At 55.6% G+C, this 20,531-nt stretch carries 22 protein-coding genes; 6 read left to right on the top strand and 16 right to left on the bottom strand.

Annotation, left to right across the window (positions count from 1 at the left end):
- Positions 1 to 113 precede the first annotated feature (113 nt).
- The 8 genes from cysM to ABIE29_RS22355 form a co-directional block, all read right to left on the bottom strand.
- The gene (gene cysM / locus ABIE29_RS22390; protein WP_429621416.1) at positions 114 to 995 is read right to left on the bottom strand and encodes a cysteine synthase CysM; all 882 of its coding nucleotides are present in this window, start codon (positions 993 to 995) and stop codon (positions 114 to 116) included.
- Between the two features lie 68 nt (positions 996 to 1,063).
- A complete protein-coding gene (cysA, locus tag ABIE29_RS22385) occupies positions 1,064 to 2,152 on the bottom strand; it encodes a sulfate/thiosulfate ABC transporter ATP-binding protein CysA (RefSeq protein WP_429621415.1) in 1,089 nt (362 codons plus the stop codon).
- Complete coding sequence (gene cysW, locus ABIE29_RS22380) at positions 2,142 to 3,017, bottom strand: sulfate/thiosulfate ABC transporter permease CysW (RefSeq protein WP_021807067.1); 876 nt, start codon at positions 3,015 to 3,017, stop codon at positions 2,142 to 2,144. The genes cysA and cysW overlap by 11 nt, the downstream gene beginning before the upstream one ends.
- Entirely contained in the window at positions 3,017 to 3,850 is an 834-nt protein-coding gene (gene cysT / locus ABIE29_RS22375) for a sulfate/thiosulfate ABC transporter permease CysT (RefSeq protein WP_429621413.1), read from the bottom strand. The genes cysW and cysT overlap by 1 nt, the downstream gene beginning before the upstream one ends.
- The gene (locus ABIE29_RS22370) at positions 3,850 to 4,872 is read right to left on the bottom strand and encodes a sulfate ABC transporter substrate-binding protein (protein ID WP_429621411.1); all 1,023 of its coding nucleotides are present in this window, start codon (positions 4,870 to 4,872) and stop codon (positions 3,850 to 3,852) included. Before ABIE29_RS22370 ends, cysT begins: the two co-directional genes overlap by 1 nt.
- Before the next feature lie 201 nt (positions 4,873 to 5,073).
- The gene (locus ABIE29_RS22365) at positions 5,074 to 5,973 is read right to left on the bottom strand and encodes a Dyp-type peroxidase (protein WP_429621409.1); all 900 of its coding nucleotides are present in this window, start codon (positions 5,971 to 5,973) and stop codon (positions 5,074 to 5,076) included.
- Positions 5,974 to 6,133: 160 nt separating this feature from the next.
- On the bottom strand, positions 6,134 to 6,718 hold the full coding sequence (locus ABIE29_RS22360) for an RpoE-regulated lipoprotein (protein WP_429621407.1): 585 nt from the start codon (positions 6,716 to 6,718) through the stop codon (positions 6,134 to 6,136).
- Between the two features lie 120 nt (positions 6,719 to 6,838).
- Entirely contained in the window at positions 6,839 to 7,303 is a 465-nt protein-coding gene (locus tag ABIE29_RS22355) for a DUF2919 domain-containing protein (RefSeq protein ID WP_429621455.1), read from the bottom strand.
- A 158-nt stretch (positions 7,304 to 7,461) separates the two neighbouring features.
- Here ABIE29_RS22355 and ABIE29_RS22350 point away from each other — a divergent pair, with 158 nt between their 5' ends.
- Positions 7,462 to 7,860 carry a YgiW/YdeI family stress tolerance OB fold protein gene (locus ABIE29_RS22350; protein WP_429621405.1) on the top strand — a complete coding sequence of 133 codons (399 nt, stop codon included), beginning with the start codon at positions 7,462 to 7,464 and terminating at the stop codon, positions 7,858 to 7,860.
- A 38-nt stretch (positions 7,861 to 7,898) separates the two neighbouring features.
- Here the strand turns inward: ABIE29_RS22350 and ABIE29_RS22345 are convergent, their stop codons facing one another.
- Complete coding sequence (locus ABIE29_RS22345; RefSeq protein ID WP_429621403.1) at positions 7,899 to 8,324, bottom strand: GNAT family acetyltransferase; 426 nt, start codon at positions 8,322 to 8,324, stop codon at positions 7,899 to 7,901.
- A gap of 229 nt (positions 8,325 to 8,553) precedes the next feature.
- Between ABIE29_RS22345 and amiA the strand changes: the two genes are divergently transcribed.
- The 3 genes from amiA (at position 8,554) to ABIE29_RS22330 (ending at position 10,879) form a co-directional block, all read left to right on the top strand.
- The gene (gene amiA / locus ABIE29_RS22340) at positions 8,554 to 9,435 is read left to right on the top strand and encodes an N-acetylmuramoyl-L-alanine amidase AmiA (protein WP_429621453.1); all 882 of its coding nucleotides are present in this window, start codon (positions 8,554 to 8,556) and stop codon (positions 9,433 to 9,435) included.
- Between the two features lie 68 nt (positions 9,436 to 9,503).
- Entirely contained in the window at positions 9,504 to 10,424 is a 921-nt protein-coding gene (gene hemF, locus ABIE29_RS22335; RefSeq protein ID WP_429621401.1) for an oxygen-dependent coproporphyrinogen oxidase, read from the top strand.
- Positions 10,424 to 10,879: a YaiI/YqxD family protein gene (locus ABIE29_RS22330; RefSeq protein WP_429621399.1), complete on the top strand. Its 456-nt coding sequence runs from the start codon at positions 10,424 to 10,426 to the stop codon at positions 10,877 to 10,879. Before hemF ends, ABIE29_RS22330 begins: the two co-directional genes overlap by 1 nt.
- Positions 10,880 to 10,922: 43 nt before the next feature.
- Here the strand turns inward: ABIE29_RS22330 and ABIE29_RS22325 are convergent, their stop codons facing one another.
- The gene (locus tag ABIE29_RS22325; protein WP_429621398.1) at positions 10,923 to 11,756 is read right to left on the bottom strand and encodes a ChaN family lipoprotein; all 834 of its coding nucleotides are present in this window, start codon (positions 11,754 to 11,756) and stop codon (positions 10,923 to 10,925) included.
- Positions 11,757 to 11,938: 182 nt separating this feature from the next.
- On the opposite strand from ABIE29_RS22325, the gene mmuP reads away from it, so the two are divergent.
- Together mmuP and mmuM are read left to right on the top strand one after the other, a co-directional pair.
- Positions 11,939 to 13,348, top strand: a complete 1,410-nt coding sequence (gene mmuP, locus ABIE29_RS22320) for an S-methylmethionine permease (protein ID WP_429621396.1) — start codon at positions 11,939 to 11,941, stop codon at positions 13,346 to 13,348.
- Entirely contained in the window at positions 13,338 to 14,276 is a 939-nt protein-coding gene (mmuM, locus tag ABIE29_RS22315; protein ID WP_429621394.1) for a homocysteine S-methyltransferase, read from the top strand. The genes mmuP and mmuM overlap by 11 nt, the downstream gene beginning before the upstream one ends.
- Positions 14,277 to 14,321: 45 nt before the next feature.
- On the opposite strand, the gene maeB is transcribed toward mmuM, so the two are convergent.
- From maeB to ABIE29_RS22285, 6 genes are all read right to left on the bottom strand, one after another.
- Complete coding sequence (gene maeB, locus ABIE29_RS22310; protein WP_429621392.1) at positions 14,322 to 16,601, bottom strand: NADP-dependent oxaloacetate-decarboxylating malate dehydrogenase; 2,280 nt, start codon at positions 16,599 to 16,601, stop codon at positions 14,322 to 14,324.
- 190 nt (positions 16,602 to 16,791) lie between these two features.
- The gene (locus tag ABIE29_RS22305; protein WP_429621390.1) at positions 16,792 to 17,193 is read right to left on the bottom strand and encodes a M15 family metallopeptidase; all 402 of its coding nucleotides are present in this window, start codon (positions 17,191 to 17,193) and stop codon (positions 16,792 to 16,794) included.
- Positions 17,183 to 17,509 carry a phage holin, lambda family gene (locus tag ABIE29_RS22300; protein ID WP_248946268.1) on the bottom strand — a complete coding sequence of 109 codons (327 nt, stop codon included), beginning with the start codon at positions 17,507 to 17,509 and terminating at the stop codon, positions 17,183 to 17,185. Before ABIE29_RS22300 ends, ABIE29_RS22305 begins: the two co-directional genes overlap by 11 nt.
- 279 nt (positions 17,510 to 17,788) lie before the next feature.
- Positions 17,789 to 18,751 (bottom strand): sugar-binding transcriptional regulator, encoded by a 963-nt coding sequence (locus ABIE29_RS22295; protein ID WP_411754701.1) that lies wholly within the window; start codon positions 18,749 to 18,751, stop codon positions 17,789 to 17,791.
- A gap of 99 nt (positions 18,752 to 18,850) precedes the next feature.
- Positions 18,851 to 19,507, bottom strand: coding sequence for a dihydroxyacetone kinase subunit DhaL (gene dhaL, locus ABIE29_RS22290; RefSeq protein ID WP_429621388.1), 657 nt, complete (start codon positions 19,505 to 19,507; stop codon positions 18,851 to 18,853).
- A gap of 3 nt (positions 19,508 to 19,510) precedes the next feature.
- Positions 19,511 to 20,512 carry a dihydroxyacetone kinase subunit DhaK gene (locus tag ABIE29_RS22285; RefSeq protein WP_429621451.1) on the bottom strand — a complete coding sequence of 334 codons (1,002 nt, stop codon included), beginning with the start codon at positions 20,510 to 20,512 and terminating at the stop codon, positions 19,511 to 19,513.
- Positions 20,513 to 20,531 lie beyond the last annotated feature (19 nt).

Raw genomic sequence — 20,531 nt, 5'->3', positions numbered from 1 at the left:
CAAATGAAAGACGGGGTTTATGGCTCAGGGGATACTCGATCTTGAGGGGATAATAGGGCAGAGGTTGGGGAATCGATAGAGAGCCAGACATCTCCCTACCGATTATCGCTCAGCTAGGAAAATACGCCGGTAGACAGGTAACGGTCGCCGCGATCGCAGATAATGGCAACAATGACGCTGCCAGGATTGGCCACAGCGATGCGCAACGCCCCGGCTACGGCTCCACCAGAGCTGACGCCGCAGAAAATACCTTCCCGCTGCGCCAGTTGGCGCATGGTCTGCTCGGCTTCGCTTTGTGCCATATCCAGCACCTGATCCACCAGCTCCGGGCGGAAAATACCCGGCAGATAAGCCGGGGCCCAACGGCGGATACCCGGGATGCTGCTGCCTTCAGCAGGCTGTAAGCCAATAATATTCACCTGCGGATTTTGGCTTTTCAGGTAGCCGCCAACGCCGGTAATGGTGCCAGTAGTGCCCATGCTGGAAACGAAATGAGTGATACGACCGGCGGTCTGCTGCCAGATTTCCGGGCCGGTAGTGGTGAAATGTGCGTAGGGGTTATCCAGATTGTTGAACTGATCCAACACTTTGCCCTGCCCCTGCTGCTGCATCTCCAACGCCAGGTCACGCGCCCCTTCCATCCCCTGCTCACGGCTGACCAGGATCAGTTCGGCACCATAGGCACGCATCGCCGCCTGGCGTTCCATGCTCATGTTTTCCGGCATCAGCAGCTTCAACTGGTAGCCTTTCATCGCACAGATCATCGCCAACGCGATGCCGGTATTGCCACTGGTGGCCTCGATCAGCGTATCGCCCGGCTGGATTTCACCACGCAGTTCCGCCTGCTGGATCATTCCCAGCGCGGCCCGATCCTTGACCGACCCTGCCGGATTGTTGCCCTCCAGCTTGAGCCAGATTTCACTGTCCAGCCCTTCGGCCAGTCGTTGTAGTTTTACTAACGGTGTATTACCGATGCATTGTTCCAGCGTGGTCACAATCATTGCCTGCGTATAATGTAAAAAGGCAACCCCGGGTTGCCTTAAATGGGTATGGTTAGAAATTATCAGGCGCTTTTAGCTAACGCAACCGGTTGTAACAGTTGTTCACCAGCATAGAGGCGGGCATTCAGGCTGCCAACGTAGTAACGGTCCCCGCGCGACGGTGCAACATGGCCTTCCGACATAATCACGCTGATAGGCTCCTGATGCCAGCCAATCGGCTGCACGGTCAACTGCCAGAAGTGGCCACGCGGGCTGACTTCCAGCACCTGTACCGGTAATGGGCAACGGGCGCTACAATCGGTGCCAATCTCCATTTCCCACGGGCGCAGGAACAGATCGACGCTGCCTTGGTGCATTGGCTGGAACGACAACGGCCATTGGTGAGCGCCCACAAACAGCTGTGAACCCCGGATTTCACCGTTCAGGCGGTTAACTTCCCCCATAAACTCCAGCACGAAGCGGGTAGCGGGTTCACGCATGATCTCGGTCGGTGAACCTACCTGCTCGATATTCCCCTGGCTCATCACCACGATGCGATCGGCGACTTCCATCGCTTCTTCCTGATCGTGAGTGACGAACACGCTGGTGAACTTCAGTTCTTCATGCAGTTGACGCAGCCAGCGGCGCAGTTCTTTCCGCACCTGAGCATCCAGTGCACCAAACGGCTCGTCCAGCAGCAGGATCTGCGGTTCCACCGCCAGCGCGCGCGCCAAGGCGACACGCTGCTTCTGGCCGCCGGAAAGCTGTGATGGGTAGCGGTTAGCCAGATGACCCAACTGCACCATCTCCAACAACTGCTCCACTTTTTGTTTGATCGCCGCCGCATTCGGACGTTCACGACGTGGCAGCACGCTCAGGCCAAAGGCGATATTGTCGAAAACCGTCATATGGCGGAACAGCGCGTAGTGTTGGAACACGAAGCCGACGCGACGATCGCGCGCATGCACGCGGCTGACGTCGGTGCCGTGAAAGCCCAGCTTACCGCTGCTCTGGCTTTCCAGCCCGGCGATAATCCGCAACAAGGTGGTCTTGCCTGAACCTGATGGGCCTAACAGCGCCACCATCTCACCGGAAGGAATATCGAGCGAGATATCGTTCAATACCTTGGTACGGCCAAAAGACTTGTTGATACCGTTAATCTCAATGCTCATGATTTTCCTCCCGCTCGAGACGCGCATCCTGACGCGCCAGGCGCCATTGCAGTCCGCTTTTCAGAAATAGGGTGACTATCGCCATCAGGGTCAACAGTGCCGCTGCGGTAAAGGCCCCGGCGGTGTTGTAGTCCTGATGCAGTAATTCCACTTGCAGTGGCAAGGTATAGGTTTCGCCACGGATAGAGCCGGACACCACCGATACCGCACCAAACTCGCCAATCGCGCGGGCATTGGTCAGCACCACGCCATACAGCAATGCCCAACGGATGTTCGGTAAGGTGACGCGGCGGAACATCTGCCAACCGGAAGCGCCCAACAACACGGCGGCTTCATCTTCCTGGCTGCCCTGGCTCATCATCAGCGGCACCAGTTCACGGACCACAAACGGGCAGGTCACGAATATCGTCACCAGCACCATACCCGGCCAGGCGAACATCAGTTGGATGTCATGGGCATCCAGCCAGCCGCCGATCGGGCCGTTGGTGCCGTAAAACAGCAGATACAGCAGCCCCGCCACCACCGGCGACACCGCAAACGGCATGTCGAACAGCGTCAGCAGCAGTTGGCGGCCAGGGAAGGTAAAGCGCGTCACCAGCCAGGCCAGCAAAGTACCGAACACCAGATTGACCGGCACGGTGATCAGCGCCACCAGCACCGTCAACCAAATGGCGTGCAGCATGTCCGGGTCCGACAGGTTATGCCACACGGCACCCACGCCGGAGGAAAATGCCTCGATAAAAATCATCACCATCGGCACGACCAACAGCAGGATGGAGAACAGCGCGCCAATGGCAATCAGCGTCCATTTTCCCCAATTTACGCGTGGGCGCTCTGCGCCGTTCAGGGCGGTAACATCAGCCATCAGTGCCCTCCAATTCGGCGGCCAAAGCGGCTCTGTAGGGTGTTAATGGCGAACAGCAGCAGCAGTGATGCCGCCAGGATCACCGAGGCAATCGCACTAGCGGCCGGGTAATCGAACTCCTGTAAGCGCACAAAAATCATCAATGAGGTCACTTCGGTTTTCCAGGCGATATTGCCAGCGATAAATATCACCGCACCAAATTCCCCCAGGCTGCGGGTAAACGACAACGCCGTCCCGGCGAGCAGCGCTGGAGCAACCTCTGGCAACACCACGCGGCGGAAACTCTGCCAGCGGGTAGCCCCGAGCGTTTCGGCGGCCTCTTCATATTCTGGCCCCAACTCTTCCAGTACCGGTTGCACCGTACGCACCACGAAAGGAATGCTGGTAAAGGCCATCGCCACCGCAATCCCCAACCAGGTGAAGGAAACCTTGATATCAAAATGGGCCAGCCATTGACCATACCAACCGGTAGTAGAAAACAGCCCCGCCAGGGTCAGACCGGCCACTGCCGTAGGCAACGCAAACGGCAAATCCATCAGGCCATCCAGCAAGGAACGGCCAGGGAACTGGTAACGGGTGAGGATCCAGGCCATCAGCATGCCAAACACCGCGTTGAAAACGCTGGCGACGCCAGCCGCCAGCAGCGTCACCTTATAAGCGGCCACAACCTGCGGGTTGGTGATCACTTCCCAATACTGTGCCAGGCTCATCTGCGCCAGCTGCATCACCAGCGCGCTGAGTGGCAACAGCAAAATCAGGCAGGTAAAAAGCAGGCTGCTTCCCAGACTGAGAGTAAACCCAGGCAGAACCCGCTTGCTGGCCATCAAAAACATTACTTATGCCCTGCCGCTAACAGTTGATCCAATTCCCCATCGGTTGCAAAGTGGGCACTCATCACCTGCGGCCAGCCGCCGAACTGATCTTCCACGCTGAACAGCTTGGTCTCAGGGAACTGGTCCTTGGCCGCCGCCATCACCTGCGGGTCATTGACGCGATAATAGAAGCTGGTGATCAGTTGCTGGGCCGCCGGGCTATAGAGATAGTTCAGGTACTCTTTGGCTACCTGCCCGGTGCCGTTTTTCTCGACGTTTTTGTCCACCCAGGCCACCGGGAACTCCGCCAGAATATCGACCGGCGGCACAATCACTTCATACTTGTCTGCACCGTACTGCTTGCGGATATTGTTCACTTCGGATTCAAAGCTGATCAGCACGTCGCCCAGGCCACGTTCGACAAAGGTCGTCGTTGCACCACGGCCACCGGTATCAAACACCACCACGTTTTTCAGCAAACGGGTCATGAACTCACGGGTCTTGGCCTGATCGTTGCCGTCAGCCTGGCTGGCTGCGCCCCAGGCGGCCAGGTAGGTGTAACGGCCATTACCGGAGGTTTTCGGGTTCGGGAATACCAGCTTCACATCATCACGCACCAAATCGCTCCAGGTGTGGATGCCTTTCGGGTTGTCCTTGCGCACCAAGAAAGCCATGGTGGAATAGAATGGCGAGCTATTGTTCGGCAGGCGTTGCTGCCAATCTGCCGGGATCAGTTGGCCGCGATCGTGCAGGATTTGCACATCACTGACCTGGTTATAGGTGACCACATCGGCACGCAGACCCTGCAAGATCGCCAACGCCTGTTTGGAAGAGCCGGCGTGTGACTGTTTGATGGTCAGTTTGTCGTTCGGATGCTGCTGATCCCACTGCTTTTCAAAGCCAGGATTCAGCGCGGCAAACAGTTCGCGGGAGACGTCATAAGAGCTGTTGAGCAATTCTGCCGCCGAAGCCGTACCGCTGGCAACCAATGCCGCCACCAGCCAACCTTTCAACAGCGTATTTTTAACCCGGGAATGTTTCATTGCGCACCTTATCACTGAGTCTTACCGCCGGGCTGATGCCCTGATATTGACCAGTGTATTTATAACTTGATGCAGACCTGTAACGCTTTTATATACCGTTTAGTGATTTTCAAGTATCAAACGCTATAAGGCAGGAGGGGAGCGGTTCACCGCTGAGGGAGGGAAAGCCTGGAGCCAGAAGAACTGGCTCCAGGAGACGCATCAAAGTGACAGCAGGCGCGTCAGCGAAGGGGCGAAGTAGTAGCTGCCGGTCACCGCACGGCTGAAACGCAGCATCGCGTCGTGCTTGCCATCCAGTTCGCCGAACATGCTTAACAGCTGCTGTTCGATATTGTGCAGGCGCGCGCAATAGGCGATGAAATACAGGCCATGTTTGCCGCTGGCGGTGCCATAAGGCAGGCTCTGGCGCAAAATTTTCAGCCCTTTGCCGTCTCCTTTCAGATCGACACGGCTGACGTGCGAGGTATCTGGCCGTTGCTCCGGCGGCAGTTCTTCGCTGTCGTGTTTGGTACGGCCAATGATCTGTTCCTGCTGTTCGGTGGTGAAACGCTGCCACTGACGCAGGTTGTGCTCATAACGCTGCACCAGCACGTAGCTGCCACCTTCGTCTTCTTCGCCAGCGCCAATCACCGCGACTTCCGGACGCTGTTCGCCCTGCGGATTTTCGGTACCGTCGATAAAGCCGCTCAGATCGCGCTCTTCTACCCAGCGGAAACCGTGCGTTTCTTCTTCAATACGAATGGTGTTGCCGAACGCGGCCAGGGCGGCCTGCGCCAGGGTGAAGTTAACGTCATGACGCAGCGATTGAATATGGATCAGCATATCGCGTTGGGTGGCCGGTGCCAGCCCCTTGCCCAGCGGTGCGAAAGGTTTCAGCTCTTTGGCACCCTGACCATTGGAAAGATCGTGCCAAACGTCGGAGCCAAAAGCGATAACCGCCCCTAAATGGGCATCTGGAAACTGTTGCTGCAACTCGCCGAGCACCTGACAAAACTGTTTGCAACCCTGGCGCAGATCGACGAATTCGCCCTGCACCATCGCTTCCATAAAAATGCCAAAACGGCAGTGTTCCAGCAGGATGCCGCTCTGAACCTGTGTCATGTTGTTGTCCTCAAGACCTGAATCGGGTAACAGGTTGCCCTGTTATAAACGCGTAATATCATAACGTATCGCAGGCTGATTGCCTTGCCCGAACGCAAAGAAAATAGGGATTTAACGTCAGAATGAGCAGGCACACCGCAAGGTGCACCCGCAACCAGAATTATTGAGCTTTTGCATGCCAGATGATTTTGCTCACCGTCCAGCTCTGCAGGGTATCGTCCGGTGGGATCAGGTCTTGCGGACCGGCCCATTTACCACTGAAGATATAGCTGACATTGCGGCTTTGCTGTGCCACGCACTCAACCTTGCCTGCATCATCGCCTTCGGCCGGTTTACAGGCTCCATAGGCCTTGCTGAACAGTTCGCTGAACGGCGTACCCAGTTTGCTGCCCCATTCGGTGGCGATCTTGGCGTCCATCACGTCAACGCGCTGCACATGGCCTTTAGGTTCCCCGGTGATCACCAGCTTCACCTCATCGCCGTCCAATGCCTGGAAGTAGGAAACGATCTGCCCATGGTTGGTCGCCATCCCGCCACGCATGCGGTAGTTGTTATTCAGACCCTTGCCAATCGCCGCCTCCGTCATGGGGGTACCGGCCCCCACATCACCGACGCCTTTAGCGCTAACCTCTACGCTGCCGCCAAACCAGTTGAACGGCGACAGGCTGGACCAGGAGAAGTTTGACATGGTCGAACAGCCGGTCAACAACAACGGTAGCCCTAACAGCAGTGGGCGAATATTCATTCATAGCTCCTTAACATCAAAGACATCGGCGATATGCAGCCTCTCATAACCGCTGGCGCTGCGCCATCAATTGCCAGCTTGGAGTGTATAAATTGGGAAAAGTGCCGCAGTTTTCTGCAATTAATCCATCTCGTCCTGCGGGGTAAAACAGGCTTTCAAACGCTGATTCATTAACAGATACCCCATCGCCAGCACATCCAACAACGCCAGTAGGAGATCCAGCGGGGGTTCATTGCTGTCTTGCTGCCACAGGCTGTAAAGCGAGCCGAGCAGCGCTGCCGCCAGCGACACTACCAGTACCCAACGCCAACTGCGCCACAGACGAGGCCAATGCTGGCGGCGGCCAGCAATCAAAAAGGCCAGCGCCGCAGGCAGCCCAAGCGCAATACCGTACCAAAAGCGCTGAGTATCTGGATAGAACAGTTGTAACAAGCCAGCACCCTGATCGCGTGAGGTGCCCGCCATCACAAACAGTAGCCAGGTACGAGCCTGTAAGATCAGTACGCCCCAAAACCACAGCGGCAACCGTAACATACCGTGCTGATCGTAATCGTCCGGTGAAAACCGGTGTGTTGACGCCTTCAAATACTTTTCCTTGCCGATGTTTTGATTACCCTTGCAAATGGCGACGGTGGCCACCATTTTCAATCTCCAGCTTAAGAAGCTCTTAAGATCCTTATGGTTTAATCAGGTTATGTCCCGCTAACGGGAAATCATTCAGACCACTGATAAGGAAGATCCAGATGAAAAAGATCGCTTTACTCGCACTCATCGCATTATGCAGCGCACCGGTTCTGGCTCAACAGGGCGGGTTCCTCGACCCCAACGCGACACCGGCTCAAACGCAAACCAGCCCGCAAGGTGGCTTCTCCGGCCCTGGCGCCGCACTGACCACGGTAGATAAGGTCACATCGATGAGCGATGATACCTGGGTGATGTTGCAGGGCAATATCGAACAGCGCGTGGGTGATGATACCTACACCTTCCGTGACGCCACCGGCACGCTGACGGTAGAGATCGATAAAAAGCGCTGGAACGGCCAGACCATCACCCCAAAAGACAAGATACAGTTGGAAGGGAAAGTGGATAAGGACTGGAGCAACGTGGAAGTCGATGTGAAAAACATCAAGAAACTGCCTTAAACCAGGGCTTGGGGCGGTGGCAACCACCGCCCTGACGATCAATACTCTTGATCTTCGATCAGCCGTTTCCCCAGGCTGGTGATCGCCTGAATTTCGTAGCCGAGCTTTTCATACATTTCGATCACGGTGTCGTTGTCTTCACGCACCGTCAGCTGAATTTTCGGGCAGCCACGCGCAATCAGCTTTTTCTCCAGCCGATTAATCAACGCATTGGCAATGCCACGTCCGCGATAGTCTGGGTGAACGCCCAGGTAATACGCCGAGCCACGGTGGCCATCGTAACCGCCCATCACCGAGCCAACCACCTCACCGCCCACTTCCGCCACCAAAAACAGCTCCGGATCGTGGTTCAGTTTGCGTTCAATATCCATCTCGGGATCGTTCCATGGCCGCAACAGGTCGCAACGCTCCCACAGGGTGATGACCTCTTCAAAGTCGTCTTGCCGAAATACGCGAATTTCCATCGTTGCTCGCTACTGTTAATTAACTTATTTAATACCCTATGGATTTCAAGCTGCAGCGTGAAAGACGACGGGTATATCTGATTATTACGTAATTATTGACTGATACCTGCCGTCTTTCAAGCCACAGCGTTTTGCCAGGTAATAAATGGCAATAGTTATCAAGTCGATTAATGGGGATCAATACGCTATAACGTCGCGAAATAGATTGATCGAGTTGGAGCCGCGCGTGATGAAGAAACAGAGCAAAACCTACCTCAATTTTAGCCCCCTCACCGCTTCATCGACCCGTCGCCAACTGCTGCTCTCCGGCCTGGCTCTAGCCCTGCTCGGTGGCAAAACCTCAGCCACCCAGGCCAATATGCTGCAACCAAAGCCGCACAGCAAACCGCAACCCAAGGCCACGGGGAGCAAAAGAGTGGTGATGATCGATCCCGGCCACGGCGGTATCGATTCCGGTGCCGTGGGCCATGAAGGCTCGCAGGAAAAACATGTGGTGCTGGAAATTGCCAACCATGTGCGGCGTTTTTTGCATGAGCACGAACACGTTGAAGCCCGCCTGACCCGAGAGGAGGACGAATTCATCCCGCTGTTCCAGCGCGTGGAGATCGCCCACCAGCATCAGGCCGATCTGTTTATCTCGATCCATGCCGATGGATTTACCAGCCCGGATGCCGCCGGTGCCTCGGTGTTTGCCCTTTCCAACCGCGGAGCCAGCAGCGCGATGGCGCGCTATCTCTCCGATAAGGAAAACGCCGCCGATGACGTAGCGGGGGGCAAATATAAAGATCAGGACAACTATCTACAGCAGGTGCTGTTCGATCTGGTACAAACCGACACCATCAACAACAGCCTGACCCTAGGCCGCCACGTGCTGGGTCAGATCCGCCCGGTTCACCGCCTGCACAGCGAAAGCACCGAACAGGCGGCGTTTGCCGTATTAAAATCCCCTTCGATTCCTTCGGTGCTGGTAGAAACCTCGTTTATCACCAACCCCGGTGAGGAGCGTTTGTTAGGCACCACCGCCTTTCGCGAAAAAATTGCCCGCGCCATCGCCGACGGCGTGATCAATTTCTTCCAATATTACGACGTTCACCAACGCAAGCCGCGCTAGACCTGCAAAATACGGGGCGAGAAGGTATACTTGCCGCCCTGTCCAGTTACCCATTGCGAAAAACCCGTATGAGTTTACCCACCATTGCCGCAGTAAAATCCTTCCTGCTGGCGTTGCAAGACAAGATTTGTGAGCAGTTGGCCCAGGCCGATGGCGGCGCCGGTTTTAAGGAAGATCGCTGGACGCGTGAAGAAGGCGGCGGTGGCCGCAGCCGGGTGCTGACCAACGGTGCGGTATTCGAACAGGCCGGAGTAAACTTTTCCCACGTTTCCGGTGCCACACTGCCCGCCTCTGCCACCGCACATCGTCCCGAGCTGGCCGGGCGCAGCTTCCAGGCAATGGGCGTATCGCTGGTGATCCATCCGCTCAGCCCCTATATACCCACCAGCCATGCCAACGTGCGCTTCTTTATTGCGGAAAAACCGGGTGAAGAGCCGGTTTGGTGGTTTGGCGGCGGCTTTGACCTAACGCCCTTCTATGGCTTTGCCGAGGACGCCGTTCACTGGCACCGTACCGCGCAACAGCTCTGCGCCCCGTTCGGCGACGATGTGTATCCGAAATACAAGAAGTGGTGCGATGACTATTTCTTTATCAAACATCGTAACGAAGCCCGAGGCATCGGCGGCCTGTTCTTTGACGATCTTAATACCCCGGATTTCGCAAGCTGTTTCGCGTTTACCCAGGCGGTAGGTGAAGGCTTCCTGGAGGCCTATCTGCCGATCGTGGAAAGACGTAAAACACTGCCTTGGGGCGACCAGCAACGCCAGTTTCAGCTGTATCGCCGTGGCCGCTATGTCGAGTTTAATCTGGTGTGGGATCGCGGTACGCTATTCGGCCTGCAAACCGGGGGCCGCACCGAATCGATCCTGATGTCGATGCCGCCTTTGGTACGTTGGGAATATAACTTCCAGCCCGCAGCCGATAGCCCGGAAGCCGCGCTATACCGTGACTTTCTGCCGGTACGTGACTGGCTACAGGAGAAACAATAATGCAGATTTGGGTCGATGCCGACGCCTGTCCAAACGTGATCAAAGAAGTGCTGTTCCGTGCCGCAGATCGCGCGGCGATGCCTGTCACCCTGGTGGCTAATCAGCCTTTGCGCACGCCCCCTTCGAAATTTATCCGCACCTTGCAGGTTGCTGCAGGATTTGACGTGGCGGATAACGAAATCGTGCGCCGCTGTGAAAAAGGCGATCTGGTGATCACCGCGGATATCCCGCTGGCCGCCGAAGTGATAGAAAAAGGCGCTATCGCCCTGAATCCTCGCGGTGAGCGTTATACGCCAGACACCATTCGCGAACGCCTGAATATGCGTGATTTTATGGATACCCTGCGCTCCAGCGGGATCCAGACCGGGGGGCCGAATACCCTCAACCAGCGCGATCGTCAGCAGTTTGCCAATGAACTGGACAAGTGGTTGCAGCAAGCGAAACGGGTCAAATAGCGCCGAAGAGAAACCAAACCGACCTGCGTGAAGTTAATTTCCGCTAGTTATTTGATATCCATAAATAATCCGCCATTTTTCGATCGATGGTTCTCCCCGGTTCTGCCAGCATCAATACCGTAAATTTGGCACCGGGCTGCAGATCCTGGATATGCAACGGTACACCGACCGTTCTGGAGGCGTGATAACCGCCCACCATCAGCAGTGCCGGAGTGGGTGCAGCCAGTAAGCTTTCGGCCATACGGCGATCGCGTTGCTGCTGAATAGCGAGCATGGCGTGCAGCTGCACCGCATCTATTTTGCCGTTATGGGAATCACGGATGGTGGCGGCGAGCGCCTGCTGGACTTCTGGCCGTACCGAAAGCTGGCCTTTGGGGAATTCGGGCCGCTGATAAAACGCCATGATTTCGCTGCGATCGAGGTTAGCGGATAACAGAGGATAAGGCGCGCGCATCGCCGCCATTACCACGTCGCCATACAGTGACCACTGCCAACTGGCCTGCCAGACGATCAGTTCAGCTACGCGGCTATCACGTACCCTCGGTTCGGTTTGCAGCCACTGCTTTACTTCATCCACTTTGCCTTGTTGGCTGGGTGTGATCATCTCCATCAGCACGCTGCCCTGCGGTCTTGGCTTAGGTAATTGCTCTACCAGCCACAGTTCGATCTGGTGGTGATAAGGATTGTCGTGCTTTTCACCCACGATCACCCGTGGCTGATCTGCCAGGCGCGTCAGTAACTGTTGCGGCGTCAATATCTCGCCACTGCGTAAATCAACAATCCTGCCTAGCGTGGTAATGTCGCTTTTCGGGGGAGAGGCCGGCCCTTGGCTACAGGCCGTAAGCACCAGCGTTGCTAATAATATCAGAAACTTCATGTCGATTTTCCTTACACAAAACTGGCAACATTATAGATAATAATTATCATTTGCATATATAAGTTGGCAACGTCTGATGGCTAGCACCTGTTTTTCGTTGCCGTGTTTTGAGTTACGTTGCTTTCGCGTAATGGAACGGGTATAACTGATAGCCATTTAGACGTCTATATGGATAGAGTGTTATGCAACCTGCCGCTGAAGGGCAATTCAAACGCACCATGAAAGCCCGGCATTTGGTGATGCTGTCGCTGGGCGGCGTGATCGGTACCGGTCTGTTTTTCAACACTGGCTATATCATCTCCACGACCGGTGCGCTGGGCACCCTGCTGGCCTATTTGATTGGCGCTGTCGTGGTCTATCTGGTCATGCTGTGCCTGGGGGAACTTGCCGTCGCCATGCCGGAAACCGGCGCATTTCACGTCTATGCGGCACGTTATCTTGGCCCGGCTACCGGCTATACCGTTGCCTGGCTATACTGGCTGACCTGGACCGTCGCGTTGGGCTCCAGCCTGACTGCCGCCGGTTTCTGTATGCAATACTGGTTTCCACAATCACCGGTCTGGTTGTGGTGCCTGATTTTCTGTCTGGCCATTTTTCTGCTCAATGTCATTACCACCCGTTTCTTTGCCGAAAGTGAATTCTGGTTCTCGCTGATCAAGGTAATCACCATTCTGGCGTTTATCGTGCTGGGTGGCGCAGCCATGTTTGGCCTGATCCCGATGAAAGACGGTACGCCAGCGCCCTTCCTGAGTAACCTGACCTCATCGGGTTGGCTACCCAATGGGACGTTACCGATCCTGATGACCATGGTCGCAGTCAATTTCGCGTTCTCTGGGACCGAGCTGATCGGCATCGCGGCGGGCGAAACCGAAAATCCGGAAAAAGTGGTGCCCTGGGCCATCCGCACCACGGTGATCCGCCTGATGGTGTTCTTTATCGGTACGGTATTTGTTCTGGCAGCGATGATCCCCATGGAGCAGGCCGGGATCGTGAAAAGTCCGTTTGTCCTGGTCTTTGAGCGCATTGGTGTGCCTTATGCCGCCGATATTTTTAACTTCGTGATCCTGACCGCCATTCTCTCGGCCGCCAACTCCGGGCTGTATGCTTCGGGGCGCATGCTGTGGTCGCTGGCTAATCAGCGTACCTTGCCTGCCTATTTTTCACGGGTGAATGCACGCGGGATCCCGATGAATGCATTGATGTTCAGCATGCTCGGCGGCGTGCTGGCACTATTGACCAGCGTGATCGCGCCCGATACGGTGTTCGTGGCGTTGTCTGCCATTTCCGGCTTTGCGGTCGTTGCCGTCTGGCTGAGCATCTGTGCCGCCCACTACGTTTTTCGCCGCCGTTACCTGCGCAGCGGCCAACCGATTGAAGGGCTGAAATACCGTGCACCAGGCTATCCGCTGACGCCTATTGTCGGTTTTGCGCTGTGTTTATTGGCCTGTATCGGTCTGGCATTCGACCCAGAGCAACGCGTGGCGCTGTATTGCGGCCTGCCGTTTGTGGCGATCTGTTATCTGGCCTATTACCTGACCCGGCGTTCCGGGCAGAAAAACCTACTGAACACCGGAGAAGAACATGTCGGTTAACAACCCTCTGGCCGCCTTGCTGGCCGATAACCGCACGTTGATTTTGGACGGGGCAATGGCCACCGAACTGGAGGCCCGAGGTTGCGATCTCACCGATCCGCTGTGGTCGGCAAAAGTGCTGATTGAAAACCCGCAACTGATTTATCAGGTGCATCTGGATTACTTCAATGCAGGAGCACAGTGCGCCATTACCGCCAGCTATCAGGCCACACCCCAAGGTTTTTCACGCCGGGGCCTGGATGAGCCGCAATCGTTGGCACTGATCGCCCAAAGCGTCCACCTGGCACAGCAGGCGCGCGCCGATTATCTGGCCCAACGCCCGCAGCGTTTGCCTTTGCTGGTCGCCGGTTCGGTCGGCCCTTATGGTGCCTACCTGGCAGACGGCTCTGAATACCGTGGCGACTACCATCTGCCGCAAGCAGAGATGATCGCGTTCCATCGTCCGCGTATCACGGCTCTGGCCAACGCCGGCGTGGATCTGCTGGCCTGTGAAACGCTGCCTTCGTTCGCCGAATTGCAGGCCCTGCTGGCGCTGCTGGCGGAATTCCCGGCGCTGGGGGCGTGGTTCTCTTTCACTCTGCGCGATAGCCAGCATCTAAGCGATGGCACGCCACTGGCTGTCGTGATGGCGGAGCTTAATGATAACCCGCAGGTGCTGGCCGTAGGCGTCAATTGTATCGCGTTGGAAAACGTCACCCCGGCGTTGCAGCAGCTTGCCGCGCTGAGTGATAAACCGTTACTGGTTTACCCTAACTCCGGCGAACACTACGACGCGGTGAGCAAAACCTGGCATAGCTGTGGTGATCACCAGCATCATCTGATCAATCAGTTGGCCGATTGGCAGCATGCCGGGGCCCGCTTGATTGGCGGTTGTTGTCGAACCACGCCTGCCGACATTCAGGCGATTGCCGAACGCTGTCACGCATAAAAAAACCCCCTGTGGCCGAAGCCGCAGGGGGTCACTTTCACGCTATCACAGCGGTTGGGTCTGTGCTTCCACTACTGCCAATGCCACCATGTTGACGATACGGCGCACCGAGGCGATCGGCGTCAGGATATGTACCGGCTTGGACACGCCCATCAATACCGGCCCTACCGTCACCCCTTCGGAAGAGGAAACACGCAGCAGGTTGTAGCTGATCCGTGCAGCTTCCATACTTGGCATGATCAGGATGTTGGCTGAGCCTTTCAACGGGCTGTCCGGCATCAAATCGTGGCGGATACTTTCCACCAGCGCGGCGTCACCGTGCATCTCACCGTCGATCTCCAATCCTGGTGCCATCTGATTGACCAGCTCCAGCGTTTTACGCATTTTGCTCGCCGACGGGCAGTTGGCAGAACCAAAACTGGAGTGGGACAACAGCGCCACCTTCGGTTCAATCCCGAAGCGCCGTACCGTGTCTGCCGCCATCAGGGTGATTTCCGCCAGCTGTTCCGGCGTCGGGTCATCGTTGACGTAGGTATCGGCGATAAAGGTGTTGCCGCTCGGCAGTAGTAAGGCGTTCATCGCCCCAGCCACGTGTACCCCTTCACGGAATCCGAACACTTTTTCCACCACGTCATAATGCTCGTGGTAGCTGCCGATGGTGCCACAGATCATGGCGTCGGCCTCTCCACGGTGCAGCATGATGGCAGCAATCAGCGTTGGGTTGCCGATCACCGCACGGCGAGCCTGCTCCTGGGAGACACCACGGCGCTTCATGATCTGGTAATACTCACCCCAGTATTCATTGAAACGCGGATCGGACTCGTTATTGACCACTTCAAAGTCTTTGCCCGGCGTCAGCTGCAAGCCAAGTTTCTTCAGGCGCATTTCAATCACGCTTGGGCGGCCTACCAGGATCGGGTAAGCCAGCCCCTGCGATACCAGCTCTTGGGTGGCATGCAATACGCGCTCTTCTTCACCTTCGGCCATGACCACGCGTTTCACTTCTTTCTTCGCCTGGGAGAAGATCGGCTTCATAAACAGGTTGGTTTTGTAGACGAACTCGGTCAGTTTCTCCACGTAGGCATCAAAGTCTTCGATCGGGCGCATCGCCACGCCGGAATCCATGGCTGCCTTGGCTACCGCCGGGGCGATTTTAACAATCAGGCGCGGGTCGAACGGTTTGGGAATGATGTATTCCGGGCCAAAGGAGAGATCCTGATCGCCATACGCCGAAGCCACCACGTCGCTCTGCTCTGCCAGCGCCAGATCGGCAATGGCGTGCACGCAGGCCAGCTTCATCTCTTCGTTGATGGTGGTGGCCCCCACATCCAGCGCGCCACGGAAGATGAACGGGAAGCACAGTACGTTGTTCACCTGGTTGGGATAATCGGAGCGGCCGGTACAGATGATCGCATCTGGGCGCACCGCTTTCGCCAACGGCGGCAGAATTTCCGGTTCCGGGTTAGCCAGCGCCATGATCAGCGGATCTCTGGCCATGGTTTTCACCATGTCCTGCGTCAGCACGCCAGGGCCGGAGCAACCCAGGAAAATATCGGCATTGGGAATGGCATCCCCCAGCGTACGCTGGCCGTTATCCGCAATGGCATACGCCGCCTTGGTTTCTTCCATCCTGGCGTCGCGGCCCTGATAGATCACGCCTTTGGAGTCACAAACGGTGATGTTCTGCTTGCTCAGGCCCAACGCAACCAGCAGGTTCAAACAGGCAATGGAGGCCGCACCTGCTCCCGATACCACCAGGCGTACGTCGGAGATATTTTTCTTCACCACCCGCAGACCGTTGAGTACCGCAGCGGTGGTAATAATCGCCGTGCCGTGCTGATCGTCATGGAACACCGGGATCTTCATGCGCTCGCGCAGTTTCTTCTCAATATAGAAGCACTCGGGCGCTTTGATATCTTCCAGGTTAATGCCGCCGAAGGTCGGCTCCAGCGCGGCGATCACGTCAATCAGCTTGTCAGGATCGAGTTCATCGACTTCGATATCGAACACGTCAATACCGGAAAACTTCTTAAACAGAACCCCTTTACCCTCCATGACCGGCTTACCGGCCAGCGCACCGATATTCCCCAGCCCCAGCACCGCGGTGCCGTTGGAGATCACCGCCACCAGGTTGCCCTTGGCGGTATATTTATAAGCGGCCAGCGGATCGGCGGCAATTTCCAGGCAGGGGGCAGCCACGCCTGGCGAGTAGGCCAAAGCCAGATCGCGCTGTGTAGCTAGCGGTTTAGTCGGCGATACCTGGATCTTCCCTGGGACCGGAAACTGATGGAAATCAAGGGCACTCTGTTTGAGCTGTTCGTCCATTATGGGTTCCTTTGCTTTCTTCTTTTATGTTGAGGTAAGGCTTTATCGCTGAACTAGTATAGTGAGAGAATCGTCACAAACTTTGAAGCGTGCCATAACCTTGGGCGAAACTTGTAAATAAAAGTTAAAAGGAAGTTAAGCGAACAGAAAAGCAGCAGTTTTGATCAGCTAAGAAATCGCCGCTGCCCGCTCAAGCCGGATAATCCTTGAACGGTAATTGGAAATGTGGCCCGTCTTTCAGCGTTTTCCATGCCCCGCCCCACTCGACATCAACACCGCACTCCAGCCCGGCACGCCGCACCGCCGATGCGATCTGAGCATAGTAATCCCATTCCCAGGACACCGCCCCGAAGGGCATGGCCACCACATCAACCGCATGCCCGGTAAGGTGGCGGCTTCTCAGCGTTTGGCTTTTCCCCTCACGCAGTAAATCCCGCTGGCGAGCCATAGAGCGTAATCCTTCGGTGATGGAAAACGGGACCAGCGAATAACGCAGCGCCAAACGCATCACCCGCACCAACTCGGGATGCACTCCGAGCAGGTTTTTCTCGCTACGTGCGTTGAATGTGATTTCCAAGTTTTCACTTATCATTTTTAAATCCTGTTTTTTTGCCAATAAATCGTTTAATTAAATCGCCAAGGTAATCTGCACCGAGAAAACCAATTAATACGCTGATGGTATTGGCCCATGCCAACTCCAGCCCCATCAGCGATAACAGATCGCGAATGGTTAATGCCAACAAGGCACAAATGCCGGCATTTAATAACCGGCGGCGTGATGGCATATTCAGATAAGCTCCTTTCAATAACGCCATGGTGCCCGCTAAAAGGGCATTAAAGACCGGTTGCAGATATTCACAGACTCGCTGAATGATTGCGCCAACAGCGTCTGGCTCAAAGCTGGACATGGCTCCTCCTGGTTATTATTAGCCGCGCGAGCTTTTCAAATGCTCAATAAAATTAGGCGATATGAACTATCCAACCGAATGACTGGAATAACATAAAATGATATCGTTCTTTAATAATTGGACAATTCAGAAGGATAATTATACCGACAGCCTCAGCGCTGTCGTTTGCTTTGCGTTGTTAGAGCGCTCACCGGACAAGGGCCGGAGGTGAGTTTTACCTGGAGGGGAAATCGCAAAGGGTTCAACCTGACGCAGTTAAACCCTTTTTAACCACAACGATTACTGTGACATATTAAGAATGGTGCGGATGTTGAGGGCACTGGTCGCGATAATATCGATCGCCCCGGTACGCAGCGCGCCCAGAATAGCCAACGCTTTGGTATTCTCAGAGGCAATGGCGATCACACAAGGGATTTTCCGCAGTTCATCAATACTCAGGCCAATGACGCGATCGTTCATCACCGTATCCACATGCATCCCCTGCGCATTGAAAAAGTCATAACCGGCGATATCACCGATCACTCCCTGATTCAGACTGGCATCAATGATCTCGTGGGGAGTAAACCAGCCAAGCTTTACCATGTAGCTGTTTTCATTCATATCACCAATGCCCACCAGAGCCACATCGGCCTTGCGCGCCCGATCCAGGGTTTCCTTGATGGTGCCGTTTTGCATAAACGCCTCTTTCAGCGCCCGGTTTTCAACATACGCCGGGGCATATAGCGTCTCGCTGCTACCACCAAACTTCTTCGCCAGACGGCGGCTGATGTGGTCAGCATTGATGGCGTCACCAGGGCGATGTGTTCCCCCAATGCCGCAGATAAATTTACAGCTTTTTGGTGCCACGCTGCCCACATGATCGGCGATCGCGGCCACGTTACGCCCTTGGCCAACCGCCAGCACCATATCATCCTTCAGGGACATGGCCAGATACCCGGAAACCAATGCTGCCACCTGACGCCGCTGTTCTTCCTCATCCTGATGATCCAGCGCGATTAATGCACGGCTGAGGGAGAAGCGCTCCAGCATTTGCTGCTCCAGCCGGGTACTGAATACCGGATGATAGCGGACGGTGATCTCAACAATGCCTTCTTCTTTGGCCCGCTTGAGTAAACGCCCGACCTTAATCCGCGAAATACCGAACTTTTTTGCAATCTCCTCCTGAGTGATTTCGTCCTGATAATAAGCCACGGCAATTTCAGTCAGCAGTTCGTTATCCTGGGATCCTGTTTTTTTTTCCATCCGTTACACGTTTCCCCACGGCAGATTGGTCTTTTTCAATAGAAGATGGGTTCAGCATGTCGAACCCATCTTATCGCATTGCCCGCTAGTATAACCTGTTCAGGCGGCAACGGTATTCAAGCGTTGTTCTACCGCATCAGCCAGTTGGCATAAAAGTAGACAACAGGATACCGCACCGGCATCCAGCACGCCGCGCGAACGTTCCCCCAACCGGCTCGCACGGCCAATCTTGGCAACCAGATCGCGGGTTGAATCACGCCCGGCAACGGCAGCCCGTTTTAACTGCTCCAGCGACTCACTGAAGCTATCGCCACGCCGAACCGCCTGCTCAAACCCTTCGATCGCAGGGATCAGCGTATCCATCAGGCACTTGTCGCCTACGCCAGCGCTGCTGATGTCCTGCAACTCAGTTAACCCATTGCGCAACATGGCCAGAAAAACCTGTTTATCCAGCGCCGTTTTATCGCGCACGCTGTCGGCCATACCCATGAACAGGCTGCCATACAGCGGCCCCATCGAGCCACCAATCCCTTCCATCAGCGCGTCCGCTACCGCGTCGAAAGCCTGTGCCAACGTCAGATTTTGGCCCTTGATGGCCTCACCACACAAGGTGAAGCCTTTTGACATATTAATGCCGTGATCGCCGTCGCCAATCGCACCATCTATTTCACTGAGATACTCGCGATTGCTGACAATCACGCCAATCAGCGCCGCGACGATCTCATTGCCATACTGCGTCGAAATTTGTGTGGTCATGATTCACTCCACCTGAGTTAGGCCCAATGAATGAGCGGGCATATCGAGCAACGTTTTCAATTGGTCGTCGAGCTTCATCAAGGTTAGCGTCACCCCCATCATTTCCAGTGAGGTAAAATAGTTACCCACATAGCGACGGTGAACCTTGATGCCACGCTCCGTCAGCCGCTTTTCAATCTCGGCATAATAGATATAAAGCTCCATCACCGGCGTGGCCCCCAGGCCGGAAATCAACAGGGCGACTTCCTGCCCCCTGTTCAACGGCATATCATTGAGCACGAAATCGAGCATGGTGCCAGCCATCGCGGACGCCGATTGGATCGGTGATACCTCAATCCCAGGCTCACCATGATGACCAATCCCGATCTCCATTTGGCCATCGGCAATATGGAAATTGGGCTTACCTACCGCCGGGATGGTGCAAGAACTGAGCCCGACGCCGATCGAGCGGCAATTGCCAATGGCCTTTTGCGCAGCAGCGATCACCCCGTCGAGATCGTAACCCAGCGCTGCGGCAGCGGCGCCGATTTTCCACATCAGAATTTCACCGGCGACGCCACGGCGTTTTTCAATTTCACTGGCGGGCGCAGAGGCAACATCGTCATTTGCCACCACGGTTTTTACCGTGATACCGGCAGCGCTGGCCTTCTTCATCGCCATTTTGACGTTCATATTATCGCCAGCATAGTTGCCATACAGGCAGGCGACCCCCGCCCCGCTGTCCGCGGCCTTGAACGCATCCAGAAATGCCCCCGCCGTTGGTGAAGAGAAAATCTCACCGATAGCCACGGCATCAAGCATGTTCTTGCCAACATAGCCCAGAAACGCTGGCTCATGCCCCGAGCCCCCACCGGTAACAATCCCCACCTTGCCGTTGATCGGTGCAGCAGGGTATTTGAGGACTCGTGCATTATCGGTCGCGGTGAAATATTCCGGATGAGCCTTCAGATAGCCCTGAATGGCATCTTCCACGACGTGATCGGGATCGTTAATGATTCTGTTCATCATGGCCTCTCTTTTGCCT

The organism is Serratia sp. 2723 (assembly GCF_050434425.1).
Taxonomy (GTDB): Bacteria; Pseudomonadota; Gammaproteobacteria; order Enterobacterales; family Enterobacteriaceae; genus Chania.
Note: the sequence above shows the minus strand (reverse complement) of the source record. Positions and strands in the feature narration are given on the sequence as shown.